The sequence below is a fragment of the Psychrobacillus sp. NPDC093200 genome, assembly GCF_050280345.1.
Lineage (GTDB): Bacteria > Bacillota > Bacilli > Bacillales_A > Planococcaceae > Psychrobacillus > Psychrobacillus faecigallinarum.
On the sequence record NZ_JBNNVC010000002.1, the window covers coordinates 614,665 to 628,685 of the forward strand.

Annotated in this window: 14 protein-coding genes, 1 pseudogene and 1 other annotated feature; of the genes and pseudogenes, 11 read left to right on the forward strand and 4 right to left on the reverse strand. The window is 36.3% G+C overall.

What is annotated here, in order from left to right; genetic code table 11:
- Positions 1-34: 34 nt before the first annotated feature.
- The 7 genes from mce (at position 35) to rnz (ending at position 7,088) form a co-directional block, all read left to right on the forward strand.
- Positions 35-445 carry a methylmalonyl-CoA epimerase gene (mce, locus tag ACQKNZ_RS10700; RefSeq protein ID WP_144536146.1) on the forward strand — a complete coding sequence of 137 codons (411 nt, stop codon included), beginning with the start codon at positions 35-37 and terminating at the stop codon, positions 443-445.
- Positions 446-448: 3 nt separating this feature from the next.
- Positions 449-1,996 (forward strand): acyl-CoA carboxylase subunit beta, encoded by a 1,548-nt coding sequence (locus ACQKNZ_RS10705; protein ID WP_427659614.1) that lies wholly within the window; start codon positions 449-451, stop codon positions 1,994-1,996.
- A gap of 16 nt (positions 1,997-2,012) precedes the next feature.
- Positions 2,013-3,125 carry a M20/M25/M40 family metallo-hydrolase gene (locus tag ACQKNZ_RS10710; protein WP_427659616.1) on the forward strand — a complete coding sequence of 371 codons (1,113 nt, stop codon included), beginning with the start codon at positions 2,013-2,015 and terminating at the stop codon, positions 3,123-3,125.
- Between the two features lie 20 nt (positions 3,126-3,145).
- Positions 3,146-3,640 carry a chemotaxis protein CheW gene (locus ACQKNZ_RS10715; protein WP_427659618.1) on the forward strand — a complete coding sequence of 165 codons (495 nt, stop codon included), beginning with the start codon at positions 3,146-3,148 and terminating at the stop codon, positions 3,638-3,640.
- 122 nt (positions 3,641-3,762) lie between these two features.
- Positions 3,763-5,010 (forward strand): DNA polymerase IV, encoded by a 1,248-nt coding sequence (locus ACQKNZ_RS10720; RefSeq protein WP_427659619.1) that lies wholly within the window; start codon positions 3,763-3,765, stop codon positions 5,008-5,010.
- 57 nt (positions 5,011-5,067) lie between these two features.
- Positions 5,068-5,928, forward strand: a complete 861-nt coding sequence (locus tag ACQKNZ_RS10725; protein WP_144536156.1) for a YitT family protein — start codon at positions 5,068-5,070, stop codon at positions 5,926-5,928.
- Positions 5,929-6,149: 221 nt separating this feature from the next.
- On the forward strand, positions 6,150-7,088 hold the full coding sequence (gene rnz / locus ACQKNZ_RS10730; protein WP_427659621.1) for a ribonuclease Z: 939 nt from the start codon (positions 6,150-6,152) through the stop codon (positions 7,086-7,088).
- 144 nt (positions 7,089-7,232) lie between these two features.
- On the opposite strand, the gene proC is transcribed toward rnz, so the two are convergent.
- Both proC and ACQKNZ_RS10740 read right to left on the reverse strand, forming a co-directional pair.
- On the reverse strand, positions 7,233-8,045 hold the full coding sequence (gene proC / locus ACQKNZ_RS10735; protein WP_427659623.1) for a pyrroline-5-carboxylate reductase: 813 nt from the start codon (positions 8,043-8,045) through the stop codon (positions 7,233-7,235).
- 23 nt (positions 8,046-8,068) lie between these two features.
- Positions 8,069-8,978 (reverse strand): annotated as a pseudogene (locus ACQKNZ_RS10740) (Nif3-like dinuclear metal center hexameric protein).
- Positions 8,979-9,032: 54 nt separating this feature from the next.
- Positions 9,033-9,243, reverse strand: a binding site (T-box leader).
- A gap of 119 nt (positions 9,244-9,362) precedes the next feature.
- On the opposite strand from ACQKNZ_RS10740, the gene ACQKNZ_RS10745 reads away from it, so the two are divergent.
- Together ACQKNZ_RS10745 and ACQKNZ_RS10750 are read left to right on the forward strand one after the other, a co-directional pair.
- Positions 9,363-10,307, forward strand: a complete 945-nt coding sequence (locus ACQKNZ_RS10745; RefSeq protein ID WP_427659625.1) for an MBL fold metallo-hydrolase — start codon at positions 9,363-9,365, stop codon at positions 10,305-10,307.
- Positions 10,294-11,046, forward strand: coding sequence for an SDR family NAD(P)-dependent oxidoreductase (locus ACQKNZ_RS10750; RefSeq protein WP_427659627.1), 753 nt, complete (start codon positions 10,294-10,296; stop codon positions 11,044-11,046). Before ACQKNZ_RS10745 ends, ACQKNZ_RS10750 begins: the two co-directional genes overlap by 14 nt.
- 88 nt (positions 11,047-11,134) lie before the next feature.
- Here the strand turns inward: ACQKNZ_RS10750 and ACQKNZ_RS10755 are convergent, their stop codons facing one another.
- Together ACQKNZ_RS10755 and ACQKNZ_RS10760 are read right to left on the reverse strand one after the other, a co-directional pair.
- The gene (locus ACQKNZ_RS10755) at positions 11,135-11,299 is read right to left on the reverse strand and encodes a Spo0E family sporulation regulatory protein-aspartic acid phosphatase (protein WP_427659629.1); all 165 of its coding nucleotides are present in this window, start codon (positions 11,297-11,299) and stop codon (positions 11,135-11,137) included.
- A 188-nt stretch (positions 11,300-11,487) separates the two neighbouring features.
- On the reverse strand, positions 11,488-12,183 hold the full coding sequence (locus ACQKNZ_RS10760; protein ID WP_427659631.1) for a Type 1 glutamine amidotransferase-like domain-containing protein: 696 nt from the start codon (positions 12,181-12,183) through the stop codon (positions 11,488-11,490).
- 240 nt (positions 12,184-12,423) lie between these two features.
- On the opposite strand from ACQKNZ_RS10760, the gene ACQKNZ_RS10765 reads away from it, so the two are divergent.
- Positions 12,424-12,828, forward strand: a complete 405-nt coding sequence (locus ACQKNZ_RS10765; protein ID WP_427659633.1) for a VOC family protein — start codon at positions 12,424-12,426, stop codon at positions 12,826-12,828.
- Positions 12,829-13,009: 181 nt separating this feature from the next.
- Positions 13,010-13,819 (forward strand): YitT family protein, encoded by an 810-nt coding sequence (locus ACQKNZ_RS10770; protein ID WP_144536173.1) that lies wholly within the window; start codon positions 13,010-13,012, stop codon positions 13,817-13,819.
- Positions 13,820-14,021 lie beyond the last annotated feature (202 nt).

The window sequence follows — 14,021 nt, forward strand, 5'->3', positions numbered from 1 at the left end:
AGTGAATAGTCAAACAATAGAGGATGTGTAAACAATGGAGAAGGTAGACCATATCGGGATTGCTGTAAGAAGTTTAGAAAACTCTTTACCATACTATACAGATATTTTAGGCTTAAAACTTATACATATTGAGGAAGTAGATTCAGAAAAAGTGAGAGTAGCTTTTATAGACAGTGGGAATGTCAAGATAGAGTTACTTCAGCCTATTGATGAGACAAGTACAATTCATACATTCATCGAAAAAAGAGGTGAAGGAATTCACCATGTCGCTTTTGGAGTAAAGAATATTCAAGAGAGACTAGATGAGTTAAAGGAAAAGGGGATTCGCCTTATTCAGGAAACTCCTAAAAGAGGAGCTGGAGGAGCAGAGGTTGCCTTTATACATCCTAAGTCATCTGGCGGAGTTTTGTATGAATTATGTGATAAATCAAGGGGAGCGAAGTAACAGATGGATATCTATGAAAAAATAAATGATCTATATGATCGTAAAAGTAAAATTGAATTAGGTGGCGGAGACGATCGAATTGAAAAGCAACATGAAAAAGGGAAGTTGACAGCTAGAGAACGAATTGACCTTTTACTAGATGAAGGTTCTTTCGTAGAGCTTAATCCCTTTATACAGCATCGAACTGTAGATTTTGGAATGGATAAGCAAGAGGGCCCAGGGGACGGGGTAGTTACTGGCTATGGCAAGGTAAACGGTAGACCTGTTTATCTTTTTTCACAAGATTTTACAGTATTTGGTGGTGCACTTGGAGAAATGCACGCACTTAAAATATCAAACGTTATGGACTTAGCGGCTAAGAATGGTGCTCCGTTTATAGGCTTAAATGACTCAGGAGGTGCAAGAATTCAAGAAGGAGTAGTATCCTTAGATGGGTATGGCCAAATATTTTATCGTAATGCTATTTATAGTGGAGTTATCCCTCAAATTTCTGTTATATTAGGGCCTTGCGCAGGAGGAGCTGTATATTCTCCAGCAATTACGGACTTCGTGTTTATGACTGATGAAACTAGCCAGATGTTTATAACTGGACCTAAGGTAATTGAAACAGTTACAGGGGAAAAGATTTCTTCTGAAAATCTAGGCGGTTCAAAAGTACATAATACAATTAGTGGAAATGCACACTTCCGTGGGAAAACAGAAGAAGAGGTTTTAGAGAGTGTAAGACTACTTCTAAGCTATCTTCCACAAAGTTTTGAGGAAAAACCGCCATTAGTAGAAGTAGAGGAAAGCAGCGATGATAGACCGGATTTAGCTGATATAGTACCTTTTGAAGCAATACGTCCTTATGATATTCGTAAAGTAATTGAGCAGGTGGTTGACAAAGACACCTTTATGGAGGTGCATAAGGAGTTTGCAAAAAATATTGTAGTTGGTTTAGCTCGTATAAAAGGTGAAGTTGTTGGACTGATATGTAACCAACCGAAGATTATGGCTGGTGGTCTTGATATCGACTCTTCTGATAAGGCAGCACGTTTTATTAGATTCTGTGATTCCTTTAATATTCCTTTAATAACGTTTGAAGATGTTACCGGCTTTTTCCCTGGCATTAAGCAAGAGCATGGAGGAATCATTCGTCATGGAGCAAAAATTTTGTTCGCATATTCAGAAGCAACCGTTCCCAAAATGACTGTCATTTTACGTAAAGCATATGGTGGGGCATACGTAGCTCTTAACTCAAAGTCAATTGGTGCAGATTTAGTTTTTGCTTGGCCAAATGCAGAAATTGCGGTTATGGGTCCACAAGGCGCTGCGAACATTATTTTTGCGCGTGAGATTGCCTCAAGCGACAATCCAGAACAAGTTCGTGCCGAAAAAATCGAGGAATACCGTGAAAAATTTGCAAATCCGTATGTAGCAGCTTCCATGGGTATGGTAGACGATGTTATTGATCCTCGTGAGACTCGTATAAAGTTAATACAAGGGCTTGAGATGATGCGAAACAAAAAAGAAACTAGACCTAAGAAAAAACACGGGAATATCCCATTATAAAGGAGTCTTTTATAAGATGAATCGTTTAATAGAGGAATTTTTTGAACTAGTAAAAATAGATTCCGAAACAAAGCATGAGCAAGTAATTGCACCAATTTTAAAAAATAAGTTAGAGTTGCTTGGATTTTCGGTTATAGAGGATAATTCAGCTGAAAGAACCGGGCATGGAGCAGGTAATTTAATCGCTACTTTGAAGGGAAATAAGGTAACTGCTGACCCTATCTATTTCACTACACATATGGATACAGTCGTTCCAGGTAAAGGCATACAACCAATTTTAAAAGAGGACGGCTATATCTATTCTGATGGTACCACGATTCTAGGTGCTGATGATAAAGCTGGAATTGCAGCTTTATTTGAAGCAATACGTCGGTTAAAAGAGGAGTCTATTGAGCATGGTGAGATTCAAGTAGTTATAACTGCAGGTGAAGAAAGTGGACTAGTCGGTGCGAAAGAAATGGATCCTTCTATGCTAACTGCTAAATATGGATATGCCATAGACAGTGATGGAGAAGTAGGAGGCATTGTCACTGCAGCTCCTTATCAAGCAAAACTATGGACAACCATTACTGGAAAAACTGCACATGCTGGTGTTGCACCAGAAAAAGGTGTGTCAGCAATTACACTAGCAGCAAAAGGGATTTCCGCAATGAATTTAGGAAGAATCGATCATGAAACTACCGCCAATATTGGTCGCTTTGAAGGTGGCCAAGCTACAAATATTGTATGCGACACTGTTCATATTTTATCAGAGGCACGTTCCATTGATCGAGAAAAATTAGACGCTCAAGTTGAGCATATGGTAAATACATTTGCTGAAAAGGCAGAGCAATTCGGTGGGAAAGCAACTACAGAAACGCAACTTATGTATCCTGGTTTCAGTTTTGAGGATAACCATCAGGTTGTTGAAGTAGCGAAGCGAGCAGTTGAAAATATAGGTAGAAAAGCCGATATAAAAACAAGCGGTGGTGGGAGCGATGCTAACGTAATTGCTGGGTTTGGAGTGCCAACTGTAATTCTTTCAGTGGGTTATGAGGAAATTCATACTACCAACGAAAGAATGCCAGTGTTGGAGCTTGAAAAACTAGCAGATTTACTTGTAGAAATCGTGAAGATAGCTGCCGAATAAAGAGCTCAGGAGGTTCATCCATGTCTTCTCAAAAAGTAGTTGTGTTTCAATCGGGAAACGAAGAATACGCTGTTTCCATTGATCATGTAGTGTCTATCGAAAAATTAGAAAAAGTTAATCCAATTCCTCATTTACCAAAATATTTGATTGGATTGATGAAAATAAGAGGAGAGCTCGTTCCAATTATAGATTTTGAGCTAATTCTTTATAATCAGAGTGGTCTTTTGAATGAAAATGCCCGAGTAGTAACTATGCATACGGAGGATATGTCTGTGGGAATTCTCGTAAAAGAGGCAAAGGAAATTTTAGATGTCCCAGCCGAGTCTTTAAAACAGCTTGGTTTAATGAATTATGCGAAGACAAAATACTTCACAAATATTGCTAATTTAGAAAACAGAATGATTACAATTGTCGACCCTTCTATATTAGTTCTCTCACTGGATGGTATAAAAGATATACAATCTTACTTAGAAAATGCAAAAAAAGAAGAAAATTTAGAAGTAAATAACGTGTAGTCTTAGACAAAAGGGGTGCCCTGTCTATCGATTTAACAGTCGGAAGGTAGCTAACTAGTAGCTACCTTTTTTCCCCTTCGTCTTTTGAGATGAAAATATAGTTATGTAAGAGGTGAAAGGACTTGACTAAACAGAACAGAATTATCTTTCATCTAGATATGAATAGCTTTTATGCTTCTGTGGAACAAGCCCATGACCCTTCTTTAAAAGGAAAGGCGATAGCAGTGGCTGGAAACCCAAAAGAACGAAGAGGTATTTTAGTTACTTGTTCTTATGAGGCTAGAGCTAAAGGAATTTATACAACTATGTCTGTATGGGAAGCTAAAAGGAAGTGTCCAGAGCTTATTCTATTACCTCCTAATTTTGAAAGATATCGAGCAGCCTCGAAAGCAATGTTTGATATTCTTCGCTCGTATACGCGATTGGTAGAGCCTGTCTCCATTGATGAAGGCTATATGGATGTGTCCGATGTTGATATGGATGGAGATGCAGTTGCATTTGCAAAGTCTATTCAGCAACGAATAGTCCGGGAACTAGATTTACCATGCTCCATCGGTATTGCCCCTAACAAATTCTTAGCTAAGACAGCCTCCAATATGAAAAAGCCAATGGGAATTACTGTTTTAAGAAAAAGGGAAGTTCCACAAAAGCTATGGCCCTTACCCGTAATTGAAATGCATGGAGTTGGGGAAAGCACATCCAATAAATTAGAATCCTTGGGTATTAAAACGATCGGACAAATAGCCAACGCTAATCCTGACTTACTAAAGTCGAAACTTGGAAAATCGGGAACAAGACTTCACAATCGCTCACATGGAATAGACAATCGAGCGGTAGACCCAGAATCTATCTTCGAAACAAAGAGCGTAGGCAATTCCACAACCTTACCTTATGATGAAACAAATATAGATGAGCTTCGAAAAGTTCTCAGAAAATTGTCCAGTAAAGTAGCATCGCGGTTAGATTCTAAAAATTTAGCTGGTCGATCTATCACTATACATATTAGAGATGCCAACTGGAAAAATAAAACGAGAAGCAAAACGGTTATCAATCGGCTCTTTAAAGAAGAAGATATATCACAACTCTCTATTCAATTATTTGAATCTAGCTGGGAAGACGAACCAATTCGATTATTAGGGGTCACTGTTAACAATGTATTTGATAAGGGAGAATCGATGGAGCAATTGTCTATCTTTAACTTTGAAGAGCACGCAAAAGAGGAACCAATCTTGAGGCTCGTCGAACAACTTCAAGATAAATTTGGTAAGACTATCATAAAACGCGGGATGAAGATTAAAAAAAATCCTTCTTTAGAATCGAAAACTAGCTTTAGTAAAGATTTTTTAGATGATCACGATAATAGAAAATAACTTAAGGGTTTATATATAAAAGTAATTAATTTGTTTATAAGGGAGTTTTACAAGTAAATGAAAAAAAACAAAACACCGGAAACTATAGGTCGTATAATAATGATAATTATAGGGGCAGTAATCGCTGCCTATGCACTAGAAGCAGTATTAATCCCAAACTCGGTTATCGATGGTGGAGTAACGGGTGTCAGTATTATGGGAAATTATTTATTTGATATTCCTCTTGGAATACTACTATTTGTATTAAATATTCCTTTTATTTATTTGGGCTATAAGCAGGTTGGAAAGACCTTTGCTTTACTAAGTATTATTGGTATAGCGGCACTTTCTGTGTCAACCGTCTTGTTGCATCATATCGACCCGATTTTAAGTGCAAATGATCCATTACTAGTTGTACTATCTGGAGGGGTAATGCTTGGAGTAGGGATTGGTATTGTACTTCGTAACGGTGGCGCTTTAGATGGTGCCGAGGTCTTGGCAGTTTTAGTATCTCGAAAGGTTCCATTTTCTGTAGGAGATATTATATTATTTATCAATGCTTTTATCTTCATTGGAGCTGGCTTTATATATGGTCTTGAAAGTGCCCTCTACTCTGCAACCACTTATTATATTGCCAAAATCGTTATTGATGTAATTCAAGTTGGTTTAGAAAAATCAAAATCTGTACGTGTCGTAAGTAAACATTCAGAAGAAATTGGTGCAGCAATACAAGATCGGCTTGGCCGAGGGGTTACCTATTCTAGTGGCCGAGGAGGGTTTACTAACGAGACTATGGATATTGTCACTTGTGTAATTACCCGTATGGAAGAAAACAAACTAATTACGATTATCAAAGAAAAAGATCCAGGTGCATTTGTAGTAATAACAGATGTAGCAGAGGTTCGAGGTGGAAGCTTCAAAAAGCGTGACATTCACTAATAATAAACCGTTAAATGAGTTCAAAACTTGTTTAACGGTTTTTTTATATAATTAAATGGCTTAAGAGAGACTATTACCTTATGTCGTGTTAATTAGAACGATTGCTGATTCACTAAATTATAGAGGATGAGAAAAACTACAGTGGATCCTACTTTGTTACAATTGGGTGAAATGGTAAAATAATATATAGTTATTATATAAATAATGAAAGTTGGAAATATATGCAAATATTATTTTTAGGAACGGGAGCAGGTATGCCCTCTAAACAACGTAATACTAGTTCAATGATTTTGAAGCTGTTAGAAGAGAGAGGCTCAAACTGGATGTTTGATTGCGGAGAAGCAACTCAACATCAAATTCTTCGAACGACAGTAAAGCCTCGAAAAATAGAAAAGATATTTATCACTCATCTCCATGGAGATCATATATACGGTCTGCCTGGACTACTAGGATCGCGCTCCTTTTTAGGTGGAGAAGAACTTCTTACTATATACGGCCCAAAAGGTATTAAAGATTGGCTAGAGGTCACTTTAATCACATCTCAAACACATTTAAAATATCCTCTAAAAATCATTGAAATTGAAGAGGGGATTATCTTTGAAGATGAACAATTCATAGTAGAGGCTAGACTTCTTGAGCATGTTGTTCCTTGTTTTGGTTATCGAGTAACTCAAAAGCAGCTGGCACCTGAATTACTAATTGAGAAAGCAGATGAATTAGGAGTTCCTAGAGGGCCGTTATTACGCTTATTAAAATCTGGTCAAGATGTTGAATTGCCTAATGGTAATGTTGTTAGAAGCTCCGAAGTAACGGGAGAGCCGAAAGAAGGATTTAAATTGGTAGTATTAGGTGACACGAGATATTGTGAAAATTCTATTCTCCTAGCGAAGGAGTCAGATGTTTTAATTCATGAGGGTACCTTTGATACTGGAACAGAGGGGCTTGCAAGAGAGTATGGTCATTCAACGATCGTTGATGCAGCAAATGTTAGTGAGAAGGCAGGGGCAAAGAATTTGATAATTAATCATATAAGTGCTCGCTTTATGCCAGAAGATATTAAAAACCTATTAGTACAAGTTTCAGAATATAATTTCCCTATTTATATAGCGGATGATTTTAATGAATTTAGTTGTATAAATGGCAAGTTGGAAAGAATATAAAATTAAAGAAGGATCAGCAGACTTACGCCTACTGAAACCTGTATAATGTCTATTTTCAGCTCTTTGCCCATTTCCTGTTAAAGCGGTGATGGACAGAGAGCTGTCTAGTTGTTTTCAATTACATATATTCTAATAGCTGACGGTTCATTCAAATTGTTCCCCAAGAGTACGTGATTTTTGCTGTGCAGCACTAATGCACGCAAAAATAGCTTCATCAACCTTATGGAACATTAGTTGTTCAATGCCTGCTTCTGTAGTTCCTCCTGGGCTCGTTACTTTTCTTCGAAGCTCAGCAGGCTCATCTTCGCCCTTCATGAGCATATATGCTGCACCTTTCATTGTTTGGATAAATAAGTGACGAGCATCTTCCTGGCTTAATCCATGTTGAACGGCTGCTGCTTCAAATTGTTCGGCAAAATAATATAGATAAGCAGGCCCACTTCCAGAAAGGGCCGTAATCACATGCATATCCACCTCTTGGACTACCTTGACAGTTCCAATAGATTCTAACAGATTAATAATTTCCTTTTTTGCTACATTATTTACTTTCTCATTCCAACATAGGGCAGAAGCGCTTAAACCAACAGAAGCAGAAGTATTCGGCATAACACGTGCAATTGGTCTATCTCCAAGATACGATTCAATTGTTTTGATGGAAACACCAGCGATGACAGATACAACAGTTGCTTGCTTGTTCAAAAATGAGGCGATTTCTTTGCAAGCCTGAATCGCATCCTTAGGCTTCATAGCAAGAAATACGATATCAGCATTCTGCAATGCTAGTTTCTTCGTACACATAATTTCGATTTTATATTTAGCATTTAAATAGTGTAGCTGCTTTTCATCTGATTTGTTCATTACACAAATGGAGCTTGGAGAAACTTTCTCCTCTTCCAATAAACCTTTAATAATAGCTTCAGCCATAGAGCCGGCCCCAATAAAAACGATGTTAGTCATCCTATTCTCCTCCTTCAGTAAATTTATAGCCACCATTTTTCCTGTGGTAATAATATCGTCTTAATATGGAAGTTTTGCTCAAACCAGTCTTTTACTAATGTTTTATGGACTAGATATTCAGAAGCCGCGTGAGAAACTCCTATTAAAGACATTGATGTAGTGGCAATATATTCTTGCATTTTCTTAAATTTTCGATGGCCATACTCATTGTCGATATGGCAATGAACCTCTCCGGTTATATAAGCCTGCACACCATTTTTTTCAGCTTCCTGCATCCAATCAATAACATCTCCACATCCTGCCACTATTGCTATTTTGTTTAATTTCTCCTTATTTAATCCCTTCAAAATCAACGTAGGGAATATCAAAAAGGGTTTTTAATTTTGATATTAGGCTGTCAGTACTTATTGTTTCTATGTTTCCAAGGGATAAATATTTGTTACTCCAATTGACAGGATTTTGTATTTCACAGTTTAATGCTTTGGCGATTGCACTATTTGTTCCCAACGTAGTATGGCAATCTAGGGGATTGTGACAAGTATAAACTGAAAGGTTCTTAACTTTTATTTGAGATAAATATTTCTCTTTTATTGGTAGAAAGCCTCTTCCCCAACTTCCCTTAGGGTCACCACATTCCATGAGTAAAGGGTGGTGCATAAATAACAGGTCACCTTCTTGGCTTTCAGAAATAAATCTTTCCAAAACAACTTCAGTAGGGAAAACTGCTAAAAAAATCGTCTGTACCTCTTCTGCACCATTTAACATACAACCGTTAAATAGTTGGGTAAAATCATATTCGAAGATGTTTTTCCAGTCATATCCAACCGAATCGTAGCAATGTGGAAGAAATCTACTAAAAGAAGGATCCGTCCCATAGCTTTGGACCTGGAACTCTTCATCAAGCGCATCTATTATTTTTTGCTGCTTTACCATCTGATCACCTCCTTAAATTTGAAGAAAATAAAAAACGCTCTCATCCCTATATGAAATAAGGACGAAAACGTAGGATTTCCGCGGTACCACCTAAATTTGCTGTAAATACAGCACAACTTAACCCTTCCTATCGCGAAGGTCACGACTATGTTTTCATAGTAGCTCAGAAGTAGGTTCGATATAAGAGAGGGAGGTGAAATTTTCAGCAAGCATTTCACTCTCTAAACTCCTTCATATATGTACTAGTCTTCTTCATAGCTTGAATTATCTGAATTAATGAAATTATAGGGGTCTTTTCAAAATAAGTCAACCTAATTTAGTGACTCCAGTCTCAATTACCTGTAAAATAAATGAATAGTCATTCAGATAAAGGGGAACAAAACAATGATACATAAAATAATTATACCTACACCATTTGCTGTGGGAGACGTAAATGCGTACCTTATAAAAGGTGATATACTGACTCTAGTTGATGCAGGTCCAAAAACCGAACAGGCTCTTTCTGCACTTAAAAATGGTATATTCGAAGCCGGATATCAGTTAAGCGATATTGAGCAAGTTATCCTTACTCATCATCATCCCGATCACTCTGGCTGCATTGATGCGTTTAAAAATGCTCAAATACTAGGTCATGCATATAACCAAGTATGGCTAGAAAAAAATCATTCATTTCTAACTTATCATGATGAGTTCTATTACAAATGTTTAGTGGAGGAAGGAGTCCCTGAACATTACTTAAAATGGATTGAAAAAATGAGAAGGCCTTTGAATTACATTGGCAATCGTTCCTTAGATACAATATTAAACGAGGGGGATGTGATACCTGGCCATCCTAAGCTTCAGGTATTAGAAACTTTGGGGCACGCGCAGAGCCATATTTCCTTATGGGAAGAAGAAACTGGTGTTCTGATTGGGGGAGATCTAATTATTGAAAAAATTTCTTCCAACCCATTAATTGAGCCACCATTAGACAAAGATGCACCTCGTCCAAAATCGATGCTACAATACAATGAATCCTTAAAAAGAGTTCAAGCTTTGGAAGTTCATAAAGTTTTTAGTGGCCATGGCAATGAAGTATATGATGTATCAGAGTTAATATCTTCTCGACTAATTAAGCAGCGTGAGAGAGCGTTAAAAGTATTAGAAATGATGAGTAATGGGGAAAAGACTATTTTCGAACTTACTCAGCAATTGTTCCCAAAGGTATATGAAAAAGAGCTTGGTTTAACACTTTCAGAAACAATTGGTCAAATAGACTATCTGTTGGATGAAGGCCTTATTCTAGAAAAGCAAACAGCTGAGGGGATTTTATTGTATGATCAAGCCTAAAAGGATTCTTATTACCGGTGCGACTAGTGGAATAGGATTTATGTTAGCGCAACAATTACATAAGGAAGGACATGATGTATGGGCTACTGGTAGAAATAAACAGGCTTTGGAGCAATTATCTAAGGTAGGGATACATACAACAGTGGCCGATTTAACAAGTCAGCATTCAATTGAGAACCTATTTAAAGACATAGAAACTCCAGATACAGTGATTTTGAATGCAGGTACTGGTACCTTCGCTTATTTGACCGACTTACAGGATGTTGAGGTAGAGCAAATGCTTGATGTAAATGTGAAGGCGCCAATCATGCTTGCAAAATATTTTGCGAATAAGATGAAAGAAAAGAAATCTGGACATATCATTTTTATTGCCTCACAAGCCGGTAAAGTGGCTACACCTAAGGCCTCCGTTTATGCTGCCAGTAAGCATGCAATCATTGGATTTGCAAATGCAGCTCGCATGGAGCTTAGAGAGCACGGCGTTAAAGTGACAACTATTAATCCAGGTCCTATTGATACTCCCTTTCTTGAGAGGGCAGACCAAACAGGCGGATATCGCGATAAGATGGGCAAGCAATTGCTAGACCCACAGAAGGTGGTCAATGCTATTATTAAAGCAATTTATAAACCAGTCAGAGAAGTAGATCTTCCATCATATATGACCGTAACAAGTAAGCTGTATGCTGTTTTTCCTAAAACAGTGGAAACGCTAGGTAAAAGATTTTTTACAAAGAAATAAGTTAAGTTTAAATTTAGTTCCACCTAAAAAATAAGACCGATTAATTCCTCTAGAAGAATAGATCGGTCTTATTTCTCATGCTATTCATTTAAGACACTTTATCTTGATATTTGTTAAGTAATTGATCTAGCTCTTGGCTGCAAGCGACAACAATTGGGTGAGTAAAACCAAGGTTTTTCGCTTTTTTATACATGTCTTTTCTTTTAATACTTATCAAAATCAATAAGGATTTTTGACGCAACTCCTTTTTCATACATATCCTCCATTTGATAGATTTGCTACATTCGAAAGAATAGTTTTCTTGAAATAACGATGGAACTTGTTCATTATAAATCAAGAGAAATGAAAAATTTGTCAAATCACGGAGGAAATCAAAATATTTTTTTATTTTATTCTTGAAAACTAAGAAAGAAAGCACATATTAATTGCTCTATAAACAAGTTAGCCTAGATATGTAACCAATATATTTTTTTCATTAACTTCAGTATCTTCTTTTTCTACTTTGTAAGCATGACCATTCACTCGAGAACTCACAGCCCCTTTTAAAACTTCATCTATAAAATGTAAAACAACGCCATCTTCTACAGCATATCCTGATTTCATAACACCCGTAGCTATCAATTCGTGATAAGCAGGTTTTCTTTTTCCCTCTCCATCATAATGTGGACAATTGCTTCCTTTTAAAAAGCCGAGGCAGTTTAGCTTATATAAGGGGGCGTTTAAGGGATCGGTTAACCCTTCCTCAAACCAACAAATAGAACCTGCACTAAGACCAGCTAGAATAATTCCGTTATCATATGCTTTACGAAGTATTAAATCTAAACCCCATTCCTTCCAAAGGACGAGCATATTCCTTGTATTTCCACCGCCTACATAGAGTATATCCTGTGTCATCACATACTCCTCTAAATTATTGAAGTTTGGTTCAAACAAGCTGAGATGGGAGGCATTACAGTTTAAATTTTCAAAAGAATGATAAAATCTTTTGACGTAGTTATCCTGATCTCCACTAGCAGTTGGGATAAAACAAACTTTAGGTTGTTCCTTTTTAACTTGTTTTAATATGTATTGGTCAAGAAGTGGATTTTCAGGTTCCATAGAGAAGCCACCACCACCCATTGCGATAATTTGTCTCATTTTACATCAGTCCTTTTCAAAGGTTAAGTATGAAGCAGGGGATAGATTTCCACAATTCCGTTGTAAAATCTTCTTTTACTTAAAGAAAAATATTAGATGGTGTCATCATATCACCGTGGATAGATAGCTTACAATAAAAGATAGAAAAATTTAGTGCTAAGTTAAATGGAAGTTCCACCTTATGGGGGAAGAGATCATAAGTTGCTTCATGTTAATATTCTTCTAAAAGGAGTGGTATATATGGAAAAATGGACAGATGGCTTGATGCAAATTAGAATCGCGAGACCAACAGATAAGTTGGAAAAGAATATAAAGTTTTATACTGAAGGGCTAGGGTTGAAGGTTATAGGAAGCTTTAAGGGGCACGATGGTTATGATGGTGTGATGATTGGTTTACCTGACAAATCATATCACTTGGAATTTACAACCCATGTAGATGGCTCTCCTTGTCCTGCACCCACAAAGGACAATTTGCTTGTCTTCTATATACCTCATAAAACAATAATTGATGATATATGCTATAAGTTATTTAAAATGGGCTATAATTCAGTGCCACCAGAAAATCCTTATTGGGAAGAAAAAGGCATTACGATAGAAGATCCAGATGGTTGGAGAGTGGTGCTGATGAATGACCAGGGAATTTAAATGAAGATATATTGGAAAAATATTATTTTCGCTATAATATTAAAAAAACGATTTCATTTGACAACAATTTTTTATCTTTTGATGAAGACTCCATAAGAAATTGCAACATTTTTTATAAAATATAAGTTTTTATATAAAAATTGTTGTATAGTTAAGTTCGATTAAAATTAAGGAGCAAGAAATGAAAAATTTTATTGTAATAACATTAGGATCTTTATTTATGGCTGTTGCATTAAATCTTTTTTTAGTACCTCATGAAGTGATATTAGGTGGGTTTTCAGGTATTGGTATGATTATTGGTATTCTTACAAACTGGAACATTGGATGGATCATCTTTATCCTTAATGTACCTGTTTTTATCCTTGGCTTTGTAAGTATTGGGAAAAAGTTTGTTGCATATAGTATGTACTCTGTCTTTTTAACCAGTTTAGCTATGCAATATATTCCAGTGGTGCAAGTGACTGAGGACATTCTTTTGTCTTCTGTGTTTGGTGCAGTTATAGGCGGAGCTGCTACGGGAATGATTATTAAATTTAATGGTTCTACTGGTGGTATAGATATTATTGGACTTGTAATAACAAAGAAAAAAGACTTTTCATTGGGAACAATGATGCTCGTTATGAATAGTGTAATTGTACTGGCTTCCGGCTATTTTATCGGTTGGGAACAAACGATGTATACATTATTGGTTTTGTATGTATTTGGTAAAGTTGTAGATGTGATTCATACGAAGCATGTAAAAATAACACTTATGATCATCACAGAAAAGGGAGAAGAAGTTCAAAAAAAATTACTCCAAAATCTAGTTCGAGGTATAACTGTGTTAGATGGAGAAGGGGCTTACACAAAACAATCTAGAAAAGTTCTCTTCACAGTTATCACTAGATATGAACTAGGAGAAGTAAAAAAAATGATTAAAGAAGTTGATAGTAATGCATTCGTAAATATTACAGAAACTATTGAAGTAATGGGTGCATTCAACAAAAATTAGTTTTTTTAAAATGCTCAAGATTTAATCTTTGAGCGTTTTTATTTTGTCAATTATAAACCCATATTCTATATCTTCTTAAGGTTTTAGAAAGTTGATACTTGCAAAACCAAGACATGCTTTGAATGTCTCTAATTATCTTAATATTGCATTAAAAGACATAAAACTTTATAAGAATAGTTTAATAGTCTGAAAGTAAGGGTAT